Source organism: Streptomyces sp. NPDC058457, assembly GCF_042720695.1.
GTDB lineage: Bacteria > Actinomycetota > Actinomycetes > Streptomycetales > Streptomycetaceae > Streptomyces.
Genome location: NZ_JBHXLU010000126.1, coordinates 1 through 20828, shown reverse-complemented (window position 1 = coordinate 20828; position 20828 = coordinate 1). Strand labels below are relative to the sequence as shown.

Genomic DNA, 20828 nt, shown 5'->3' with positions numbered 1-20828 from the left:
GTGTCCACCTGGAAGACATGGAGATTCTGGAGAACAGAATTTCGTGTCACTCTGGGAAGATGGACAAGCCGCTGAAGAATCCGCCGCCGTACGCCATCGCGAGCGTCGACCACGCGCTGCGCGCCGCGGCGATGCTCCAGCTGGAGGGCGGGCTGACCGTGTCGCAGGTCGCCGAGCGGCTGGGGGTGGCCCGGTCCACCGCGCACCGGTTGCTGGCGATGCTCGTGTACCGGGACTTCGCCGTCCAGGGCGAGGACCGGGTCTACCGCGCCGGGCCGGTCCTGGAGCTGGCCGCGCACTCGCAGTCACAGGTGTCGCGGCTGCGGGCGGTCGCGCTGCCGCATCTGCAGCGGCTGGTCGAGCTGGTGGCGGAGACGGCCAACCTCGCCGTCCGCACAGGCGACTCCGTCCGGTTCATCGCCAGCGTGGAGTGTGCGCGGGTGCTCCGGGTGGGGTCCCGGGAGGGGATGGTGTTCCCGGCACACCGGACCACGGGCGGACTGCTGCTGCTGGCGGACCTGCCGGAGGAGCAGCTGGCGGAGGTGTACGCGGAGGAGCGGTACCGGGACCGGCCGGCCGAGCGGCCGGACCTCGCCGGGCTGCGGCGGGAGCTGGCGCGGGTGCGGCGGGGTGGCTTCGCCGTGAACCGGGAGCGGTCGGAGCGGGGGCTGCTCGCGGTGGGGGTGCCGGTTCGGGGGGCCGACGGGAGGGTGGTGGCGGGGGTCTCGGTCTCGCTGCCGAGCGTGCGGTACGAGAAGGGCCGGCTGGGGGAGTTGGTGGCGGCCTTGGGCGGAGTGGCTCGGGGGATCGAGGGGGAGCTCGTCTAAGGGGGTGGGGGTTGTTGTGGTGTGACGGCTGCGGGCTCTCCGTGGCTGGTCGCGCTCACGCGGCGGAGCCGCACATCGACGACGCCCCGCGCCCCTTCGGGGGCGCGTTAAGCTGATCGTGCAGCTGGTTCGTCCCGTTGGCCAGACGGGACGTCGTAAGAGGGAACCCGGTGTGAGTCCGGGACTGCCCCGCAGCGGTGAGTGGGAACGACCGCCGTCATACGCACTGGATCCACCGGATCCGGGAAGCGACGGCCAGTAGGGGTCTCGTACGACTGCGTACGACTTTGTACGACGAGACGCGCCCGCGAGTCCGAAGACCTGCCAACTGCCCGTGCGCGAGCCACTCGTGCGCGGACATCCCGGTGACCTCGTGGGCGGGTCGGCGTGCACATCGGACGGACGGTCGGGTACGACCGTCGCCGTCCGGTTCGTCATCCCTTCGCGCTCTCGTCCCGTCACCGGGACCTCAGGGAATCGTCTCGCGAAGGAGATCTCCGTGACAGCCAAGTCCGCAGCCGCGGCAGCCCGGGCCACCGTGTACGGCTACCCCCGCCAGGGGCCGGCCCGGGAACTGAAGAAGGCGATCGAGAGCTACTGGCAGGGCCGGGTCACCGCCGACGCCCTGCATGCCACCGCCGCCGAACTGCGCCGCTCCACCTGGCGGCAGCTCGCCGAGGCCGGCATCCACGAGGTGCCGACCGGCGACTTCTCGTTCTACGACCACGTCCTCGACACCACCGTGATGGTCGGCGCCGTCCCCGAGCGGCACCGCGCCGCCGTCGACGCCGATGCCCTGGACGGCTACTTCGCCATGGCCCGCGGCACCCAGGACGTCGCGCCGCTGGAGATGCCGAAGTGGTTCGACACCAACTACCACTACCTGGTGCCGGAGTTGGGCCCCGACACCGTCTTCGCCACGAACTCCGCCCAGCAGGTGGGCGAGCTGCGGGAGGCGCTGGTCCTCGGACTCACCGCCCGGCCGGTGCTGGTCGGCCCGGTCACCTATCTGCTGCTGGCCAAGCCGGCGCCCGGCGTGCCCGCCGGCTTCGACCCGCTCACCCTCCTCGACCGGCTGCTCCCGGTGTACGCCGAGGTCCTCGCCGACCTGCGGGCGGCCGGCGCCGAGTGGGTGCAGCTCGACGAGCCCGCCCTGGTCCAGGACCGCACCCCGGCCGAACTGGCCGCCGTCGCCCGCGCCTACCGCGACCTGGGCGCCGGCACCGACCGGCCGAAGCTCCTGGTCGCCTCCTACTTCGACCGGCTCGGCGAGGCCCTGCCGGTGCTGGCCAAGGCTCCGGTGGAGGGGCTCGCCCTGGACTTCACCGGGGCGGCGGCCGCCAACCTGGACGCTCTGGCCGCCGTCGGCGGGCTGCCCGGCAAGCGACTGGTCGCCGGTGTCGTCAACGGCCGCAACATCTGGGTCAACGACCTGCCGGCGTCCCTCACCGTCCTCGGCACCCTGCTGGGCCTCGCCGACCGGATCGACGTCGCCGCCTCCTGCTCTCTCCTGCATGTGCCGCTGGACACGGCCGCCGAGCGGGAGATCGCACCGCAGATCCTGCGCTGGCTGGCCTTCGCGAAGCAGAAGACCGCCGAGATCGTCACTCTCGCCAAGGGCCTCGCCCAGGGCCCCGACACCATCGCCGCCGAACTCGCCGCCAACCGCGCCGACCTGGCCTCCCGGGCGGGCTCACCGATCACCCGCGATCCCGCCGTCCGCGCCCGGTGCGCCGCCGTCACCCCGGCCGACGCCCTCCGCTCTCAGCCCTACGCCGAACGCTCCGCCGCCCAACGCGAGTATCTCCGGCTGCCGTTGCTGCCCACGACGACCATCGGCTCGTTCCCGCAGACCGGCGAACTGCGCACCGCACGGGCGGACTTGCGGGCGGGCCGGATCGACACGACTGGGTACGAGGAGCGGGTCAGGGACGAGATCCGGGAGGTGGTCGCCTTCCAGGAGAAGGCCGGCCTGGACGTCCTGGTGCACGGCGAGCCCGAACGCAACGACATGGTCCAGTACTTCGCCGAGCAGCTCACGGGATATCTGGCCACCCGGCACGGCTGGGTCCAGTCGTACGGCACCCGGTACGTGCGCCCGCCGGTCCTGGCCGGTGACATCTCCCGCCCCGAGCCGATGACGGTGCGCTGGACGTCGTACGCCCAGTCCCTCACCGACCGCCCGGTCAAGGGCATGCTGACCGGGCCGGTGACCATGCTGGCCTGGTCGTTCGTCCGTGACGACCAGCCGCTCGGCGAGACCGCCCGCCAGGTCGCCCTCGCCCTGCGCGACGAGGTGAACGACCTGGAGGGGGCGGGCACTTCGGTCATCCAGGTCGACGAGCCCGCGCTGCGCGAGACGCTGCCGCTGCGGGCCGCCGACCGGGACGGGTATCTGGCGTGGGCGACCGAGGCCTTCCGTCTGACGACCGGCGGAGTCCGTCCGGAGACCCAGATCCACACGCACATGTGCTACGCCGAGTTCGGCGACATCGTCCGGGCCATCGACGACCTCGACGCGGACGTCATCAGCCTGGAGGCGGCCCGCTCGCACATGCAGGTCGCCCGCGAACTCGCCGCGCACGGCTATCCGCGCGAGGCGGGGCCCGGGGTCTACGACATCCACTCGCCCCGGGTGCCGAGCCCGGCGGAGGCCGCCGACCTGGTGCGGACCGGCCTGCGGGCCATCCCCGCCGAACGGCTCTGGGTCAACCCCGACTGCGGGCTGAAGACCCGCGGCTGGCCGGAGGTCCGGGCCTCCCTGGAGAACCTGGTCGCAGCGGCACGTTCGGTGCGCGCGGAGCTCTAGCCGGTCCTGGTGCGGGTGCCGGACGGCGTACTCTCGTGCGCGTCCGGCGCCCGCCGTCACCGCCGCCGACACCGCCCGACGCCGCCCGACACCGATGCACGACCATGGAGGAGCCGCCCCGTGACCTGCCGAGTCATCCTGATAGCCCCGGCCTTCACCGCCTCGCTGCGGCGGGCCCGCTTCTACGACGGTGACTCGATCGAGAACCCCGGGGCGGTGGCGCTGTCCCTGCCGGCCGCGGGCGAGGTGGTGCACTCCCCCAGCGTGCGCTGCCGGGAGACGGCGGCCGCGCTGGGCCTCGACGCCTCGGCGGAGCCCGAGCTGTCGGGCCTGGACGCGGGACGCTGGCGGGGCCGGACGCTGGAGGAGCTCGGCGGCGCCGAACCCGACGCGCTGCTCCAGTGGCTGACCGACCCGGGAGCCGCGCCCCACGGGGGCGAGTCGGTAAGGGAATTGTGCGCGCGGGTCACCGAGTGGCTGGACCGGACGGGCCTGACCATCGGCAGGACGATCGCCGTGGTGGAGCCGGAGGTGGTGCGGGCCATGGTGCTGCACGTGCTGGGGGCACCCGAGACCGCGTTCTGGCGCGTGGACACCCCGCCGCTGTCGGCGACGGAGATCACGGGCGGGCCCGGTCGCTGGAACCTGCGGCTCGGCCAGGTCGGCGGGTAGCCCCGTAGAGGCGCCGGAAATGCGGTGGAGCGGTGCGCCCCGTCCTGCCTAGGGTCGCGCCATGACCACCCGCACCTTCCGCGTCACCGTCCGCGGCGTCTTCGACGGCCTCAGCCCCGAGCAACGCGCCGATCTGCTCTCCCGGGCCGCCGAGCACGACGTGCTGCGCGCGGCCTTCACGCCCGAGGGCCACCTCAGTTACGACATCGCCGCCCGCCCCGCCTTCACCTTCCGCTTCCAGGACAGCGGGGAGGAAGAGGAGGACATCCTGGAGGCGACCGAGCACGCCGAGGAGGCGGCCAGGGCGTGGCTGACCGAGCGCGGCTACGGCTACAAGAACCTCAGGTCCAGCGCGGAGGACCTCTCCCAGGCGCCCCTCGGCAAGCGGCAGCGCAGGGCGGCCGCGCAGGGCTGACGGCCGCGCGGCGGCACGGCCCGCCCTCTCGCGGAAACGGCCACGGCGGCCTGAAGTCGCCGTGGTTCAGGTCACGTCGGGATGTGGCCTGATTGTGGAGTTCCTATGCCGGAGGCGTGGCATGCTCGGGGCCACACCGAGTTACCGACCAGTTCTACCCGTCGGTAACCAAAGTCGGTGTTTCTTCGTGACCCCCCACCCTCAGGACCGACCTTGCGCAGACGCACGAGGCCAGGGCATGCCCTCATGCCCGCCTTCGCCGTGACCGCCCTCCTCCTCGCCGCCGGCTGCTCCTCGCCGCAGCACCAGACCTCCGCCGGCGACCACGCCCGGGAGACCGCCGGGGTCTCCGACGGCACCACCGCCGCCGCCCGCACGGACGGCCAGGCGCTCGCCGTCGCCGCCGCACCCGCCGCCACCGCGACCACGGCCGCCGGCTCGGCGGGTGCGGGCCGGCCGGCCCACCACACCACGCTCACCGTCAGCTCGTACGACAACAAGACCCGTCGGGCCGTCATATCCGGTGCGGGGAAAGGGAATTCGGCGGGCAGGGGGGATCCGGCTGCCCCGACCGTCTCCCCCAGCCCCACGCCATCGGCCTCCACCTCCGCCTCGGCCTCCCCCCGGCAGGCCGCCGTCGGTGACGTCATCGCCAGTACCCCCGCGCCCGGCGCCCCGGACGGGCTGCTCGCCAAGGTGACCAAGGTGCTCGGCGAGACCGACGCGGGCACCGAGGTGCAGACCGAGCCCGCCACCCTCGACGCCCTCCTCGGCGACGACACCGCCAAGGGCACCGTGCCCGTCGACCCGGCCGCCTTCGACGTCGACAAGCTGCTGCCCGACGTCAAGGTGTCCTGGTCCCGGTCCGCTGATGTGCATGTCGGTCCCGAGGGCGCCACCGTGCCGCTCGGCAGCCTCCGGCTGGACGTCAGCACCGAGGTACCGGCCGCCGAGGGCGCCCCGGCGTCCGCCGCGGCCTCGGTCTCCGGCTTCGTCCAGGTCGCGCCGCAGGTCGACTTCGCCTACGGCGGCGCGGGCACCGGCACCGCACCCGGCTCCGCCTACCTCGGCGTCTCCGGCGACTGGGACTCCGGCTGGGCGGTCAAGGGGCGGGCGGCGGCCACGGCCACCCCGCTGCGCATCCCCTTCGCCAAGCTGCACGCCGACCCGGTCCTCCAGGTCGGCGCGGTCCCCGTCGTCGTCAACCTCGACCTGACCTGCTACCTCCAGGTGAGCGGCGACGGCAGGATCACCGTCGACGTGGAGCAGAACCTGAAGGGCGACTTCAAGGCGGGCGCCACCTTCGGCACGGCCAAGGGCTGGACGCCGGTCAGCAGTTCGACCATGACGAGCACGCCGGTGCGCACCTCGGTGACCACCGCGGGCGGCGTCAGGACCACGCTCGGCGCCGAGGCCTCCGTCGGCCTCTACGGCAGCGTCGGCGTCACCGCCGACCTGGCGCCGTACCTCCGCGGTGAGGCGACCGGCACGGTCACCGCCACCTCCGCGACCCCGGGCGCGGACGTCCAGGGCGCCTGGAGCCTGTACGGCGGGGTAGACCTCTCCGGCACCCTCCGCCTCCAGCTGTCGGTCTTCGGCACCCCGGTGCTGGAACGGGGCATCCCGCTGGGCGCCCTGCACCGCGAGTGGAAGCTGGCGGGCGGCAGCCTCTGACCCCGGGTCAGGCCGCGCCGTCCGGTATCCAGCCCTGGCCGCGCAGCACCGCCGAGACGTCCGGCGCCCGGTAGTGCTCGCCCTTGAGCACCTTGCCGTCGGCCCGGCGGGCCACCTGCCCGCCGGGCCCCAGCTTGCTCATGTTGGACCGGTGGATCTCGGCGAGCACCGCGTCGAGGTCGATCCCGTGCACCAGCGCGGTGCCGTACGCCACGTAGACCACGTCCGCCAGCTCGTGCGCGAGCCGGTCGAGGGGCCCCTCGACGGCGACCTCGGCGACCTCCGCGGCCTCCTCGGCGAGCAGTTCCCCCCGGTGCGCGGCCAGTTCGGGCGACACCTCGGTAGGCGTGGTGCGGGCGTCCAGGCCGAAGGCGTGGTGGAACTCCCGGACGAGGCGGGCGGGCGAGGTACCGGTCGGGGCACCGGGGACGGAACTGGTCATGCGAACGACTCTAGCCGCCGCCACTGACAGTCCGGGTCCGCCGCCCTGCCCCCGGCCCTGGTCAGGACCGTGCCCTGCTGGCAGGATCGCGCGCATGCCCAAGGTCTTCCCCCGTATCGGCAGGCGCCGCGCGCTCCAGGGCGCGGTGGCCTGCTTCGTCGCGTCCGGCCTGCTGCTGTGGTGGCTGCTGCCGCTGGGCGAGAAGCCCCCGACCGGGACGATCACCTTCAGCACCGGGACGCTGCGCGGCGTCTACCAGGAGTACGGCGTACGGCTGCGCACCGAGCTTGCCAAGGACATGCCGGGGCTGAAGGTGAAACTGGTGCAGAGCAACGGGTCGTACGAGAACGTGCAGCGGGTGGCGACCGGCCGGGCCGACTTCACCATCGCGGCGGCCGACGCGGTGGAGACGTACGAGCTGAACGACGGGCAGGGCGCCGGAAAACTGCGCGGGGTGGCCCGGCTCTACGACGACTACGTCCAGCTGGTCGTGCCCGGCGACTCGGGGATCACCAGCGTCGCGCAACTGCGGCACAAGAGGGTGGCGATCGGGCTGCCCGACTCGGGGGTACGGCTGATCGCCAACCGGGTGCTCAGGGCCGCCGGGGTGGACCCGGCGAAGGACATCACCCCGGTGTCCGAGGGCATAGACACCGGCCCGGACCAGCTGCGGAAGGGCAGGATCGACGCCTTCTTCTGGTCCGGCGGGCTGCCGACCAAGGGTCTGCTGGACCTGGCGAAGAAGTTCAGCTTCACGTTCGTGCCGATCGGCGGGAGCCTCGTCACCAAGCTGCACACCGAGGGTGAGGCCGCGCTCTACTACCGGGCGACCAACATGCCGGAGTCGGCGTACCCGTCGGTGCAGCAGGGCACGACGGTGCCCACGATCGCGGTGTCCAACGTCCTGATGACCCGCAAGGACATGGACCCACGTCTGACCGAGTGGGTGACCCGCACGGTCATCAAGAGCCGCGACGACATCGGCAACCACGTCCACTCGGCCCAGCTGGTGGATTTGCGCACGGCGATCTACACGGACCCGTTGCCCCTGCAGGAGGGCGCGCGACGGTACTACCGCTCGGTGAAACCGTAACTGTAAAGCGCCCCTGACTACAGCGCCCCAAAGGGGCGCGGGGAACTGCGCGACCAGCCCCCACTCACTCGCACCCGAAACACAACCGCACCCACCCCCTCCTCTCACCCACTCCGCGGCACCGAAACCGTCACCCGCAACCCCCCCGGCTCACCGTGCTCGTACGACAGCGAACCCCCGCCCGTCGCCAGCAACGCCCGCGTGATCGACAGCCCCAGCCCCGACCCCTTCACGTTCTGATGCCGCCCGCTCCGCCAGAACCGGTCCCCCACGCGCGCGAGCTCCTCGTCCGTCAGCCCCGGTCCCGTGTCGGTCACCACGACCGTCGACACGTCGCCGGCGGCGGTCACGGTCACCGTCACCGTGCCCCCCTCCGGTGAGAACTTCACCGCGTTGTCGATCACCGCGTCCAGCGCGCTGGACAGCGTGACCGGGTCGGCCCACCCGGTGGTCGGCGCGCAGTCCCCCGTCAGCCGGACGCCCTTCGCCGCGGCGGCCGGTGCCCATGCGGCGATCCGCTCCTCGGCCAGCCGCCCGATGTCGGTCAGCATCAGGGACGCCTCGGCGTGCTCGGCCAGCGCCAGGTCGAGCAGGTCGTCCAGGACCTGCGCGAGCCGTTTGCCCTCGGTGCGGACCGAGGCGATCTCCTCGTTGCCCTCGGGGAGTTCGAGGGCGAGCAGTTCGATGCGCAGCAGCAGCGCGGAGAGCGGGTTGCGCAGCTGGTGGGAGGCGTCGGCGACGAAGGCCCGCTGCTGCTCCAGCACCTCCTCGACGTTGTCCGCCATCTCGTTGAACGCCCGGGCCAGCCGTCTGAGTTCCGGCGGGCCGCCGGCCGCCGCGACCCGGGACTTGAGCCGGCCGCTGGCGATCGCGTGCGTGGTGGCGTCGAGGACCCGTACCGGCCGGAGCACCCACCCGGTCAGCCGCAGCGCCGCGCCGACGGCGAGCAGCATCGCCGCGCCTTCGCCGGCGCCGATGAGCAGCCAGCCGCGCAGGGTGCGGGAGCGCATCGGGCCGGTGGGCGAGTCGGTGACCACCACGGCGACGACGTCACCGTCCCGGATCACCGGCGAGGCCACGACCAGCCGGCTGCGCTGCCAGGGCCACACCTGCTCGGGGTCGTGGCTGCGGCGGCTGAGCAGGGCCTCGTCGAAGGCATCCCGGACCTCGCCGGTCGTCGGGAGCACCCAGTCGTCGGGCGCGTTGGCCATGGAGGAGGCGTTCCGGTAGAAGACGCCCGCGCGGATGCCGTAGACGCCGTAGTAGCTGGCCAGTTCGCGGCGGAGGGTCTCCAGGCGGTCGTCCGTGCGCATGGGGCGCGTGGTGGTGGGCGTGTCGGTCACGAACTGGGCGAGGGCCGCGAACCGCGCGGTGTCGTCGATGCGGTCGACGACGACCTTCTGCTGCTGCGCGGAGGCCGTGCTCACGGCGAGCGGAACGCCGAGCGCCAGCAGCACGGCCGCCATCAGGACGATGAGCAGCGGGAGGAGACGTGTGCGCACCCGTCCCCGCTACGCGGCCGGGGCGACGAGCCGGTAGCCGACGCCTCGTACGGTCTCGATCAGCGCGGGCATGCGCAGCTTGGCGCGCAGGGAGGCGACGTGCACCTCCAGGGTGCGGCCGGTCCCCTCCCAGCTGGTGCGCCAGACCTCGCTGATGATCTGTTCCCGGCGGAAGACCACGCCGGGCCGCTGGGCGAGCAGCGCCAGCAGGTCGAACTCCTTGCGGGTGAGCTGGACGACCTTGCCGTCCACGCTGACCTGGCGGGTGGGCAGTTCGATGCGGACGGGGCCGAGCCGCAGCGCGCTGTCGTCGCCGGCCGGGCCGTCCTCGTGGTGGGTGCGCCGGCTGACGGCGTGGATCCGGGCGAGCAGTTCCCCGGTGTCGTACGGCTTCACCACGTAGTCGTCGGCGCCGAGGTTGAGGCCGTGGATGCGGGAGCGGACGTCGGAGCGGGCCGTCACCATGATCACCGGGGTGCTGGTGCGCTTGCGGATCTTGCCGCAGACCTCGTAGCCGTCCTGGTCGGGCAGGCCGAGGTCGAGGAGGACGACGTCGTAGCCGTCACTCTCGGGGACGAGGGCCCGGAGGGCCTCCTCGCCGCTGCGGGCATGGGTGACGGAGAACCCGTGCCGGGCCAGGACCGCGGAGAGCGCGGCGGCAACGTGGTTGTCGTCCTCGACGAGCAGCACTCTCATTCCGGCCCCCTCCGGTTCAGCGGTCGTACGGTCGTGGTTCGTCGTCGGCTTGCCTGTGGAAAACCCGCGCATTGTAGAAAACGCGTGCACGCGCGTGTGCACAGGGCAGTCACGCTGATGGACGCCGACGGCGTCAAGTGGGTTCCGCCGACGCGCGGGTTCCGTTACCCGGCCGATACACGGACAGCCGTGGTGCTACGACATGTGTCCGGCTGCTATCGGATCGTGATGCTCAGATCTCGCTCAGATGTAATGACGCTGGTCATCTGCGAAAACTACATTCCTCCGCAACCGAGGAGGACGGAGCCCTAAAGCGATGACCGAAGTATCGGTGGCCGACGAGGAGTTGGCCGCGATCGATGAACTGGTCGCCCTGAAGAGCGTCAACAAGCACTTCGGCGCGTTGCACGTGCTCCAGGACATCGAGCTGACGATCGCCCGCGGTGAGGTCGTCGTGGTGATCGGACCCTCCGGGTCCGGCAAGTCCACTCTGTGCCGCACCATCAACCGCCTGGAGAGCATCGACTCCGGAACGATCACGATCGACGGCAGGGCGCTGCCGCAGGAGGGCAAGGAGCTGGCCCGGCTGCGCGCCGACGTCGGCATGGTCTTCCAGTCCTTCAACCTCTTCGCGCACAAGACGGTGCTCGAGAACGTGATGCTCGGGCAGGTCAAGGTCCGCAAGGCGGGCAGGAAGCAGGCCGAGGAGAAGGCCCGTGCCCTGCTCGACCGGGTCGGTGTGGGCAGCCAGGCCGACAAGTACCCCGCGCAGCTCTCCGGCGGCCAGCAGCAGCGGGTCGCCATCGCGCGGGCGCTGGCGATGGACCCGAAGGTGATGCTCTTCGACGAGCCGACCTCGGCCCTCGACCCCGAGATGATCAACGAGGTCCTGGAGGTCATGCAGCAGCTGGCCAGGGACGGCATGACGATGATCGTCGTCACCCATGAGATGGGCTTCGCGCGCTCGGCCGCGAACCGGGTGGTCTTCATGGCCGACGGCCGGATCGTCGAACAGGCCACGCCGGACCAGTTCTTCAGCAACCCGAGCAGCGACCGGGCCAAGGACTTCCTGTCGAAGATCCTGCACCACTGATCCGCCGATCCGCCGTCCGTCGATCCGCCGATCCGCCGATCCGCACAGCGATCTGAGTCGCGTCACCCGTCCCGCACGGACCTCGTCTTTCACCACGCAAAGGATGTTCATCATGCAGCTCCGCAAGGTCACCGCCGCCTCTGCCGCCGTGCTCGCGCTCGCCCTGTCCGCCACGGCGTGCGGCAGCGGCGACAAGGACGACAGCGGTTCCTCGGGCGGCGGCAAGATCAAGGTCGGCATCAAGTACGACCAGCCCGGTCTCGGCCTCCAGGAGCCCGACGGTTCCTTCTCGGGCTTCGACGTGGACGTGGCCACCTATGTCGCGGGACAGCTCGGTTACAAGCCGAGCCAGATCGAGTTCGTGCAGACCAAGAGCGCCGACCGGGAGAACGCCCTCGCGCGCGGTGACGTGAAGTTCATCGCGGCCACCTACTCGATCACCGACGAGCGCAAGGCGAAGGTCGACTTCGCCGGCCCGTACCTGCTGGCCCACCAGGACCTGCTGGTCAAGAAGGACTCGACCATCGCCAAGGGCGCGGACCTCAACGGCAAGAAGCTGTGTTCCGTGACGGGTTCGACCTCGGCGCAGAACATCCAGCAGACGATCGCCCCGAAGGCGAACCTCAAGGAGGTCAGCACCTACTCGGAGTGCATCGCCGGCCTCCAGAGCGGCTCCGTCGACGCGGTGACCACGGACGACTCGATCCTCGCGGGCTTCGCCGCACAGGACAAGTACAAGGGCCAGTTCAAGCTCGCCGGTCTGAAGCTGAGCAACGAGAACTACGGCATCGGCGTCAAGAAGGGCGACTCCGCGACCGCCGACAAGATCAACACGGCGCTGGAGAAGATGGTCAGCGACGGCTCCTGGCAGAAGGCCGTCGACAAGAACTTCGGCCCGGCGAACTACAAGAACGAGCCCGCCCCGAAGATCGGCGTGATCGTCAAGTAAGGCATCAGGTAAGGCGGAACCCGCGCGTAACACACGTATCGCGGAATTCCACCGACGCAGGAATCCGGCAGGTTTTCGCACGGTTCCTCGGGCGCGCCGCCCGTCACCGCTTCCCCGGCGGCGGCGCGCCATGCCCTCCACGTACGCCACACACCCGGAAGCGCGGGAAATCGTGTTCGACTTTCTTCAAGGCTACGACGTCCTAGGGGCGTTCTGGACGACGGTGAAACTGACCGTCTTCTCCGCCGTCGGCTCCCTGGTCTGGGGCACCCTGCTGGCCGCGATGCGGGTCAGTCCGGTACCGCTGATGCGCGGGTTCGGCACCGCCTACGTCAACATCGTCCGGAACATCCCCCTGACGGTCATCATCATCTTCACCTCGCTCGGCCTCGCCGACATCTTCGGCGTGACGCTCGGTGCCTCCGACTTCAAGGTCCAGGGCTTCCGCCTCGCGATACTCGGCCTGACCGCCTACACCGCGGCCTTCGTCTGCGAGGCGATCCGCTCCGGCATCAACACCGTGCCCGTCGGACAGGCCGAGGCGGCCCGCGCGATCGGGCTGAACTTCTCCCAGACCCTCCGGCTGATCGTGCTGCCGCAGGCCTTCCGCGCGGTGATCGGTCCGCTGGCCAACGTCCTGATCGCGCTGACCAAGAACACCACGGTGGCGGCCGCGATCAGCGTCGCCGAGGCCGCCGCCCTGATGAAGACGATGATCGAGAACGAGGCCCAGACGCTGGCCATCGGCGCGGTCTTCGCCTTCGGCTTCGTGGTCCTGACCCTCCCGACCGGCCTGTTCCTGGGCTGGCTCGCCAAGCGCCTGGCGGTGAAGCGATGAGCTCCGTCCTGTACGACACCCCGGGACCCCGCGCCAAGCGGCGCAACCAGCTGCTCTCCGTCGTCTTCTTCCTGCTCCTCGGCCTGCTGGCCTGGTGGGTCTGGCAGAAGCTGGACGACAAGGGCCAGCTGAAGTGGGACCTCTGGCAGCCGTTCACCACCTCCGAGGCGTGGACCACGTATCTGCTGCCGGGCCTCGGCAACACCCTCAAGGCCGCGGCGCTCGCCATGGTGATCGCCCTTCCGCTGGGCGCGGTCTTCGGCATAGCCCGCATGTCCGACCACGCCTGGGTGCGGATCCCGGCGGGCTGGGTCGTGGAGCTCTTCCGCTCGATCCCGGTCCTGCTGCTGATGCTGTTCGCCCAGGAGTTCTACGTCCGCTCCACCGACGTCGGCAGCGACGAACGGCCGCTGTACGCGGTCGTCACCGGCCTGGTGCTCTACAACGCCTCGGTGCTCGCCGAGGTCGTACGGGCCGGCGTCCTCGCGCTTCCCAGAGGCCAGACGGAGGCGGCGTACGCCATCGGGCTGCGCAAGGGGCAGACGATGACGGGCATCCTGCTGCCGCAGGCGGTCACCGTGATGCTGCCGGCCATCGTCAGCCAGCTCGTGGTGGTCGTGAAGGACACCGCGCTGGGCGGTGTGATGCTGCAGTTCACGGAACTGCTCACGGCACGCGGCACGCTGGCCGCCAACTACGCCAACGTCATCCCGAGCTTCGTCGTCGTGGCGCTCGTCTTCATCGTCCTGAACCTGATCCTCACCACGTTCGCCTCCTGGCTGGAGGGCCGGCTGCGGCGCAGCAAGCGCGGCACGGGCGCGATCCTCGGCCCCGACGTCGACGACATCAACGCGGGCGAGGTCGCCGGGACCTTCGCCACGGGGGCGGGCGGCGCCAATCCCTGACCCCGGGTCAACCCGGGCGACGGACACGGAGGCAGCGGTCGTACGGCCGCTGCCTCCTCCTTCTTTCACCCGGCTTCCGGGGCCCGCGCGCCCGCCATGCTGACGTGTCCCCGGGTGCGCCGCTTGACCGGGTGGCGCCCAGTCTGTTGCATACGTTCTGTGATCGTGCACCCTGCTCCACCCACCTGTTCACCCATCTCCGCCGGGACTTGCGTACGGGCAGGGGGCGCCGCGCCGTGGACCCGGTGATCATCGTCGGAGCGGGGCCCGTCGGGCTCACGCTCGCCCTGGCGCTGGCCCGCCAGGAGGTGCCGTCCGTCGTCCTGGACGAGGGTCCGGGCAAGGACGAGCCGCGCCCCGCGCGCACGGTGGTGCTCCGCGAGGACACCGCCGCCCTGGTGACGCGCCTGTCCGGCGCCCCGCTGGACGACCTGGGCGCCCGCTGGACCGGCTGGCGTTCGATGCGGCGCCGGCAGGTGATGCGCGAGGTCGTCTTCGACGACGCCGGCGAACCGGCCCCGCTGCACATCGCTCAGCACGTGCTGACCGACGCCCTGCGCACCGCGATCGCCGACGAACCACTGGTCAGGCTCGTCACCGACAGCCGCCTGGACACCGTCGAACAGGAGCGCTCCGGAGTCACCGCGCACACCCGGGGCCCGAGGGCCACCTGGTGGCGCGGCAGCTACCTGGTGGGCTGCGACGGCCCCCGCTCGACCGTGCGCAAGCTCCTGGACATCCGCTTCCCGGGCCGTACGGCGGTGGAACGGCACGCGGTCGCCGCGCTGCGCACGGAACTTCCGTGGCCGGGTCAGGCGTTGCTCCATCGGACACCGCCGTGGCGGATGTCCGGGCCCTCGGCCGGGGAGGTGACCGCCCGCCCCCTCCCGGACGGCGTGTGGCGCCTGGACTGGCTGCTGCCGCCCGGCAAGGATCTGGTCACGCCCGAGCTGCTCGTGACCCGGATCCGCGAGACCCTCGCGGGCTGGACGGGCGGCACCACCCCGCCGTACGACCTGCTCGACACCGGAGTCCACACCGTGCACCACCGCCTGGCCCGCAGGTGGCGGGTGGGCCGGGTGTTCGTCGCCGGGGACGCTGCACACCTGCTCGGCGCGCTCGGGACCCACGGGCTCGACGAGGGGCTGCGGGACGCCGACAACCTCGCCTGGAAGCTGGCCCCGGCCTGGCACCACGGCCCGCACGAGGCGCTCCTTGACAGCTACCAGACCGAGCGGCGCACGGCGGTCGCCGGCCGGCTGCGCGCCGCCGACCAGGTGCTGCCGGTGCTGCGCGGCGGTGGCGGGCTGCGCGGGTTCGTGCCCGGCGCGTCCAGGGGGCACGACGCGCTCCTCACGGACGGTCACTTGGGGCACGGCCCGCTGGGTGCGCCGGGGGCGTACGCCGACTCGCCCCTCGCACCCCGGCACCTGGAGCACGAGATCCCGGTCGACACCCCGCCGGGGGCACCGGTCACCGATGTCCGGGTCACCGCGGAGGACGGCACCTTCGTACAGCTCCGCTCACGGCTCGGCCGCTGCGCGCTGCTCGTCGTCCTCATCGCGCCCGGTACTGGCGTATGGGACCGCAAGCACTGGGTCTCCGCCGGGATCATGCCCCGGCTCGCGGCCGCGGTGACCGCGCTGCCGCACCCCGCCGAGCTGCTGGTCGCCGAGGCCTACCCGGGCGCACCGGCGCACACCGTGCTGCTCGTGCGCCCCGACGGCCATCTGGTCACCGCCCTCAACGGCGTTCGCCCGGCCGATCTCTACGCGGCGGCCGAGGCGACGCTGGGCGGCAAGGACCAGGAGCAGAGCGAGCAGACGGAGCAGAATGCCGGGGCGGAGGCGGAGGCCGGTTCCCCCGCGCGGTGACCGGGGTCACCCCGCGGTCCACATTCTGACGGTGAGTTGACCGGCCCGCACGGGCATGGTGTACTCCGGATCGTGAACGACACCACTGTGCGCCTGTGGCGGAAGGTCCATGTGGACCTGGTCCGCTATGCGGGCTGCGTGTGTCTTCCGTCCTGCTGATTTCGCATTCCTCTTCTCTCCGGGCGCCGTCTGCGCCCGCTTCTGCGAACCCTCGTCAGGATCGGTGCACGTGTCTGCCTCCCCCTCTTCGTCGTCCCTCTCTTCGTCCTCCGTTTCCCCGTCCGCCGCTGCGCCCGGCGCCGTGCCCACCCAGGCGGACCTCCTCGACTTCGTCCGGCGTACGGCCGCCGACGCCGAGCTGATCGCCTCGCTCCCGCTCGACCCCGAGGGCCGCACCTGGGTACGGCTCGACGGCCCCGCCGGCAGCGAGGCCTGGCTGATCGGCTGGCCGCCCGGCTCCGGCACCGGCTGGCACGACCACGCCGAGTCGGTCGGCGCCTTCCTCACCGCAACCGGCGAGCTGAAGGAGTACTCACTGGCCACCCGGCTGCCCACCGACGGCTGGAAGACCCTGGAACTCTCCGAGGGCGTCGACCGCGAGCGCCGGCTGCCCGCCGGAAAGGGCAGGTCCTTCGGCCGGGACCACGTCCACGAGGTGCTCAACGAGTCCACCGAGCACCACGCGGTCTCCGTCCACGCCTACTACCCCCCGCTGCCGCGGATCCGCCGCTACAGCCGCACCGGACAGGTGCTGCGCCTGGAGCAGGTCGAGCGTCCGGAGGACTGGCAGTGAGCGGCGCGGAACCGGTGGAGCCGGTGGAGCCGCGCCCGGTGGGCATCGACGAACTGCTGGAGCGGGTGCGCGCGGGCTACCGGCGCATCGAGGCGCAGGAGGCGTACGACGCGGCGCAGGCCGGCGAGGCCCTGCTCGTCGACATCCGGTACGCGGCGCTGCGCGAGCGGGACGGGGTGATACCCGGCGCCCTCGTCATAGAGCGCAACGAACTGGAGTGGCGGCTGGATCCCCAGGGCAGCCACAAGACCCCGGAGGCCACCGGCCACGGCATCCGGGTCGTCGTGATCTGCAACGAGGGCTACGCCTCCAGCCTGGCCGCCACCTCCCTGCACCAGCTGGGCCTGCACCGGGCGACGGACCTGGTCGGCGGCTTCCAGGCATGGAAGACGGCGGGCCTGCCGGTCACGCCCTGAGGCGAAGGCCCGGCCTGTCGCCTGTCCGGCGGTTTCGCTCTCCGTCGTCCTGCTCCATCGTCCTGCTCCGCCGGACAGGCTCCGTCACGCGCGAGCCGAGCCACCCTCCGTGGGCCCCACCCTCCGTGGGCCCCACCCTCCGTGGGCCCCACCCTCCGTGGGCCCCGTCGTCCGTGGGCCTACTCGTCGGTGGGGCAGTACACCGGGGCGATGTCCGCGTCGTCCTTGGTGACCAGCTTGATCCGCGCCTTGGCGATCTTGTCCACCTTCTCGTCACGCAGCAGAGCGATGGTGTTCTCCACCGCCAACTGCCCCATGTCGGCGGCCGAGTTGGAGACCGTGGCGGCGAACCGTCCGTCCTTGAGGGCCGCCAGTCCCTCGTCGGTGCCGTTGACGGTGACGATCTTCACGTCCGTGGCCCCGGCCGCGTCGAACGCCTTGCGCACACCGAAGGCCATCTCCTCGTTGGCGACGAACGCGTAGTCCAGGTCCGGATGGGCTTTGATCATGCCCGCGGCGACGCTCTTCGCCTTGGCCGCGTCGAACATGCCCGGCTGGTCGGCGACCACCTTCGCATTCGCCGGCAGCGCCCTGGTGAAGCCGCCGACGAGCAGGTCGGAGGCGGCGCCGGGCGCCCCGGCGACCACCCCGACCCGCACCTGCCGTCCGGCCGCGGCGTCGGCGACCCACCCGGCGTCCAGTTCGCCCACCTCCTTCAGGTCCACCACGACCGCCCCGACGATGTCCGAGGGATCGGCGTCGACCGAGGTCAGGAAGACGGGGATGTGCGCGCTCCGGGCCTTCGCGATGTCCTTCCCCAGGGCGTCGGTACTGACCGTCTGGATGATGATCACGCCCACCCTGCGCGCGATCATGTCCTTTATGTTGGACAACTCCTGTGCCGCGTCCTGATGCGAGTCGACCGTGATGATCTTGGCGAAGTTGTCCCTGGCCGTCCGCACCACGGCCCGCTGCAGACAGGTGTGGAACTGCGTGGACCCCCCGTTCACGAACCCGATCACCAGCGGGCCGTCGTCACCGCTCGCCTGGGTCGACTCGAACCCACAGCCGCCCAGCCCCAGCCCGGCCACGAGACCGAACGCGGCCAGGGCGCTTCGGGTACGAGCAGTTCCGGGCATGGCGGGGCCGCCTTTCGGGCGCACGAACTCGCCGACCTCTCGCAGGAGTTGCCGACGCACGGAGATCCCGGCGGGTAGGCGGGACCGGGCGAAGCTACCGCCATCCCAAACAGAACGAACCCGCCCGCGCACGCACGCTAAGAGTGCGCCCGCCGTCGCCATCCAAAGGGCACCCGGACCCGGTCCTTCGGAGGTTGGGGACTTTCAGTGAGCGTGCCGGCCCTGCTCGTCGCGGTAGACCCTCATCGAAGTCACGTCCGAATCACGGCAAGGGTGACCATGAAGCTTCTCCTTACCGACTCCGGTGTCAGGAACGCGAGCATGCTGGCGGCACTGGTCGGCCTCCTGGGCAAACCGATCGCCGAGGCCGACGCCCTCTGCATCCCCACCGCAGGCTACGGGGGCCCGTACGGGGATCCGGGCGGGCCATGGCGTTTCATCAGCGGGCGGTCCCCCAACCCCATGACCGAGTTGGGGTGGAAGTCGGTGGGCGTGCTGGAGCTCACCGCACTGCCCGGCATCGACAAGGAACGCTGGGTCTCCTGGGTCCGAGAGGCAGACGCCCTGCTGGTGAACGGCGGCGACGCGCTGTACCTGTGCCACTGGATGCGGGAGTCCGGACTGGCCGGCCTCTTCCCGTCGCTGCGCGACACGGTCTACGTGGGGCTCAGTGCCGGGAGCACGGTGCTGACTCCTCGCATCGGGGAGCACTTCGTCGACCGGAAGCCGCCCACCGGTGACGACAGCACGCTGGGAGTCGTCGACTTCTCCCTATTCCCGCACCTCGACAGCCCGGACTGCCCGGAGAACACCATGGCGAAGGCGGAACGGTGGGCCGCCGGGATAGGGGGTCCGGCGTACGCCATCGACGCTCAGACCGCCGTCAAGGTGACCGACGACGGCATCGAGGTCGTCTCCGAGGGGCACTGGAAGCTGTTCAACCCGCCATCATGAACGCCGACGCCCTTCCCGTCCTCCAGCTCACCGCGCCGGGGCCGGAGGGTGAGTCCGGGACCGAGGCGTTTCTCACCGGTACCAGGACCGCGATGTCCGGGCCGCCCGGGGTGCCCGGGCCGCCCGGACACCCCGGCAACACCGCGCCGTCCGGATCAGCATCCGAACCGGGTGCGACGTCAGCACGCGGCAGAGCTTCCCTGATGCGGCACTAGTAGTGCTTGGTCAGGTTGATATGGGCTCTGGCATGTCGCGGTGACAGGTGGGGCAGGCGCCGGTCCAGACCGCGAGGAGTAACTGCAGTTCGCGCGTGATCCGGTAGAGGCTCAGGCCGACGCCGTCTCTTTTGGGGACCGGGTAATGCGCTGGAGGGTGCAGAAGGCGTGTGCGACGGAGACGAGGGTGACGTGGTGGTGCCAGCCGCGCCAGGTGCGGCCTTCGAAGTGGGCCAGGCCCAGGGCCTGTTTCATCTCGCGGTAGTCGTGCTCGATGCGCCAGCGCAGTTTCACGCTGCGTACGAGGGTGGCCAGTGGGGTGTCGGCGGGCAGGTTGGACAGCCAGAACTGGACGGGTTCGGGCTGGTTGGCGGGCCATTCGGCCAGCAGCCAGCGCACGGGCAGGTCCGGGCCTTCGGTGTTCTTGCGGATCTCGCGTCCGGCGGGACGGACCCGCAGGGCCACGAAGCGGGAGTACATGCGCTTGACGCCACTGCGGCCGCTGCCCGGGCGGGAGCCTTCCCGCCATTGCACCGGCCGGGCCGTCTGCTTGCCGGCCGCGATGACCAGCTTCTTCACCGTCCTGGCGGCTTCGGGGTAGGCAGGTTGAGGCCTCGGGCCACGACCGCCGTAGGGCGGGGTATGCGGCCGTGCCGTTTCCGGGTGAGCGGTGGTCGTGGTGGAGATGCCGACCGCGTAGGTGAGCCCGCGTTCTTCCAGGCCGAGGCGGAAGGCGGCCGTATCGCCGTAGCCGCCGTCGGCGACGATGAGCGGGACATCGATGCCCCACGACCTGCTCTCGTCGATCATGTCCAGGGCCAGCTGCCACTTCTCGACGTGTCCGACGTCGGCGGGGATGCCGCACGCTGTGCGGCGGGCGACCTTGGCCTCATCGGCTTTCGGCGAGGCGGGATCCCAGCTCTCGGGCAGGAACAGACGCCAGTCGACGGCCGCCGACGCGCTGTCGGAGGCCAGGTGCAGGGACACCCCGGCCTGGCAGTTGGTGACCTTGCCCGCGGTGCCGGTGTACTGCCGGGCCACACACGCCGAGGCGTCCCCGTCCTTGAGGAAGCCGGTGTCATCCACGATCAGCGCGGTCGGTTTGATCACGTGCTGCATCCGCCAGGCCAGGCGGGCACGCACGTGTGCCGCGTCCCACGGGCTGGTGGTGATGAAGTTCGCCAGGGCCTGCCGGTTGCCGTCCTCGCCCAGCCGGGCGGCCATCGGTTCCACCGACTTGCGCCGCCCGTCCAGCAAAAGGCCCCGCAGATAGACCGTTCCCCAACGGCGTTGATCCGCCCGCGCGAACGGCTCGAACATCTCCGCCGCAAAGTCCTCCAGATCGCATCGGACCGCGGCCAGCTCCCCACCCATCACAACAAGGTCAACGGAACAAGCGATCAAACGGACACGCCACCGGCGAATCCACCTGACCAAGCACTACTAGTGCTGGGTTCCTCTTTCGCTGGGTATATGTCCTGGTGACGGGGTGGTTCGGCTGTTCGGGGGCGGGTGCTGGACG

At 71.3% G+C, this 20828-nt stretch carries 20 protein-coding genes and 1 riboswitch; of the genes, 15 read left to right on the top strand and 5 right to left on the bottom strand.

The genetic code is table 11. The annotated features are described in order from the left end of the window. Nucleotides 1–59: 59 nt before the first annotated feature. The 5 genes from ACFWPS_RS49620 to ACFWPS_RS49600 all read left to right on the top strand — a co-directional run bounded on the left by ACFWPS_RS49620 (nucleotide 60) and on the right by ACFWPS_RS49600 (nucleotide 6397). Nucleotides 60–827, top strand: coding sequence for an IclR family transcriptional regulator (locus ACFWPS_RS49620; protein ID WP_383719840.1), 768 nt, complete (start codon nucleotides 60–62; stop codon nucleotides 825–827). A gap of 108 nt (nucleotides 828–935) precedes the next feature. Next, nucleotides 936–1171, top strand: a riboswitch (cobalamin riboswitch). 155 nt (nucleotides 1172–1326) lie between these two features. Then, complete coding sequence (gene metE / locus ACFWPS_RS49615; RefSeq protein WP_383719837.1) at nucleotides 1327–3636, top strand: 5-methyltetrahydropteroyltriglutamate--homocysteine S-methyltransferase; 2310 nt, start codon at nucleotides 1327–1329, stop codon at nucleotides 3634–3636. A 120-nt stretch (nucleotides 3637–3756) separates the two neighbouring features. Further along, on the top strand, nucleotides 3757–4308 hold the full coding sequence (locus ACFWPS_RS49610) for a histidine phosphatase family protein (protein WP_383719835.1): 552 nt from the start codon (nucleotides 3757–3759) through the stop codon (nucleotides 4306–4308). Nucleotides 4309–4369: 61 nt separating this feature from the next. Further along, nucleotides 4370–4723, top strand: coding sequence for a DUF6204 family protein (locus ACFWPS_RS49605; RefSeq protein ID WP_383719832.1), 354 nt, complete (start codon nucleotides 4370–4372; stop codon nucleotides 4721–4723). A gap of 246 nt (nucleotides 4724–4969) precedes the next feature. Next, on the top strand, nucleotides 4970–6397 hold the full coding sequence (locus tag ACFWPS_RS49600) for a hypothetical protein (protein WP_383719829.1): 1428 nt from the start codon (nucleotides 4970–4972) through the stop codon (nucleotides 6395–6397). Nucleotides 6398–6404: 7 nt separating this feature from the next. Here ACFWPS_RS49600 and ACFWPS_RS49595 read toward each other — a convergent pair whose 3' ends face one another. Then, entirely contained in the window at nucleotides 6405–6839 is a 435-nt protein-coding gene (locus tag ACFWPS_RS49595; protein ID WP_383719827.1) for a MazG nucleotide pyrophosphohydrolase domain-containing protein, read from the bottom strand. 94 nt (nucleotides 6840–6933) lie between these two features. On the opposite strand from ACFWPS_RS49595, the gene ACFWPS_RS49590 reads away from it, so the two are divergent. Beyond that, the gene (locus ACFWPS_RS49590; protein WP_383719825.1) at nucleotides 6934–7932 is read left to right on the top strand and encodes a TAXI family TRAP transporter solute-binding subunit; all 999 of its coding nucleotides are present in this window, start codon (nucleotides 6934–6936) and stop codon (nucleotides 7930–7932) included. Between the two features lie 104 nt (nucleotides 7933–8036). Here ACFWPS_RS49590 and ACFWPS_RS49585 read toward each other — a convergent pair whose 3' ends face one another. Together ACFWPS_RS49585 and ACFWPS_RS49580 are read right to left on the bottom strand one after the other, a co-directional pair. After that, entirely contained in the window at nucleotides 8037–9434 is a 1398-nt protein-coding gene (locus ACFWPS_RS49585) for an ATP-binding protein (protein WP_383719822.1), read from the bottom strand. A gap of 9 nt (nucleotides 9435–9443) precedes the next feature. Further along, nucleotides 9444–10130, bottom strand: a complete 687-nt coding sequence (locus tag ACFWPS_RS49580) for a response regulator transcription factor (RefSeq protein ID WP_383719820.1) — start codon at nucleotides 10128–10130, stop codon at nucleotides 9444–9446. Between the two features lie 316 nt (nucleotides 10131–10446). Here ACFWPS_RS49580 and ACFWPS_RS49575 point away from each other — a divergent pair, with 316 nt between their 5' ends. The 8 genes from ACFWPS_RS49575 to ACFWPS_RS49540 all read left to right on the top strand — a co-directional run bounded on the left by ACFWPS_RS49575 (nucleotide 10447) and on the right by ACFWPS_RS49540 (nucleotide 16998). Then, on the top strand, nucleotides 10447–11223 hold the full coding sequence (locus ACFWPS_RS49575; RefSeq protein WP_383719818.1) for an amino acid ABC transporter ATP-binding protein: 777 nt from the start codon (nucleotides 10447–10449) through the stop codon (nucleotides 11221–11223). 112 nt (nucleotides 11224–11335) lie between these two features. Beyond that, nucleotides 11336–12172, top strand: a complete 837-nt coding sequence (locus tag ACFWPS_RS49570) for a glutamate ABC transporter substrate-binding protein (RefSeq protein ID WP_383719815.1) — start codon at nucleotides 11336–11338, stop codon at nucleotides 12170–12172. A gap of 172 nt (nucleotides 12173–12344) precedes the next feature. Then, entirely contained in the window at nucleotides 12345–13010 is a 666-nt protein-coding gene (locus ACFWPS_RS49565) for an amino acid ABC transporter permease (protein WP_383719813.1), read from the top strand. After that, complete coding sequence (locus tag ACFWPS_RS49560; RefSeq protein WP_383719810.1) at nucleotides 13007–13915, top strand: amino acid ABC transporter permease; 909 nt, start codon at nucleotides 13007–13009, stop codon at nucleotides 13913–13915. The genes ACFWPS_RS49565 and ACFWPS_RS49560 overlap by 4 nt, the downstream gene beginning before the upstream one ends. Nucleotides 13916–14151: 236 nt before the next feature. Then, on the top strand, nucleotides 14152–15789 hold the full coding sequence (locus ACFWPS_RS49555) for an FAD-dependent monooxygenase (protein WP_383719807.1): 1638 nt from the start codon (nucleotides 14152–14154) through the stop codon (nucleotides 15787–15789). Nucleotides 15790–15861: 72 nt separating this feature from the next. After that, on the top strand, nucleotides 15862–15948 hold the full coding sequence (locus ACFWPS_RS49550; RefSeq protein ID WP_350779852.1) for a putative leader peptide: 87 nt from the start codon (nucleotides 15862–15864) through the stop codon (nucleotides 15946–15948). 70 nt (nucleotides 15949–16018) lie between these two features. Beyond that, nucleotides 16019–16582 carry a cysteine dioxygenase gene (locus tag ACFWPS_RS49545; protein WP_383719804.1) on the top strand — a complete coding sequence of 188 codons (564 nt, stop codon included), beginning with the start codon at nucleotides 16019–16021 and terminating at the stop codon, nucleotides 16580–16582. Further along, entirely contained in the window at nucleotides 16579–16998 is a 420-nt protein-coding gene (locus ACFWPS_RS49540) for a rhodanese-like domain-containing protein (protein WP_383719803.1), read from the top strand. The genes ACFWPS_RS49545 and ACFWPS_RS49540 overlap by 4 nt, the downstream gene beginning before the upstream one ends. A gap of 179 nt (nucleotides 16999–17177) precedes the next feature. Here the strand turns inward: ACFWPS_RS49540 and ACFWPS_RS49535 are convergent, their stop codons facing one another. Continuing rightward, entirely contained in the window at nucleotides 17178–18137 is a 960-nt protein-coding gene (locus ACFWPS_RS49535; protein ID WP_383719801.1) for a sugar ABC transporter substrate-binding protein, read from the bottom strand. 279 nt (nucleotides 18138–18416) lie between these two features. Between ACFWPS_RS49535 and ACFWPS_RS49530 the strand changes: the two genes are divergently transcribed. Next, the gene (locus tag ACFWPS_RS49530) at nucleotides 18417–19091 is read left to right on the top strand and encodes a Type 1 glutamine amidotransferase-like domain-containing protein (protein ID WP_383719799.1); all 675 of its coding nucleotides are present in this window, start codon (nucleotides 18417–18419) and stop codon (nucleotides 19089–19091) included. 326 nt (nucleotides 19092–19417) lie between these two features. Here the strand turns inward: ACFWPS_RS49530 and ACFWPS_RS49525 are convergent, their stop codons facing one another. Continuing rightward, complete coding sequence (locus tag ACFWPS_RS49525) at nucleotides 19418–20680, bottom strand: IS701 family transposase (RefSeq protein ID WP_383719797.1); 1263 nt, start codon at nucleotides 20678–20680, stop codon at nucleotides 19418–19420. Between the last annotated feature and the right edge of the window lie 148 nt (nucleotides 20681–20828).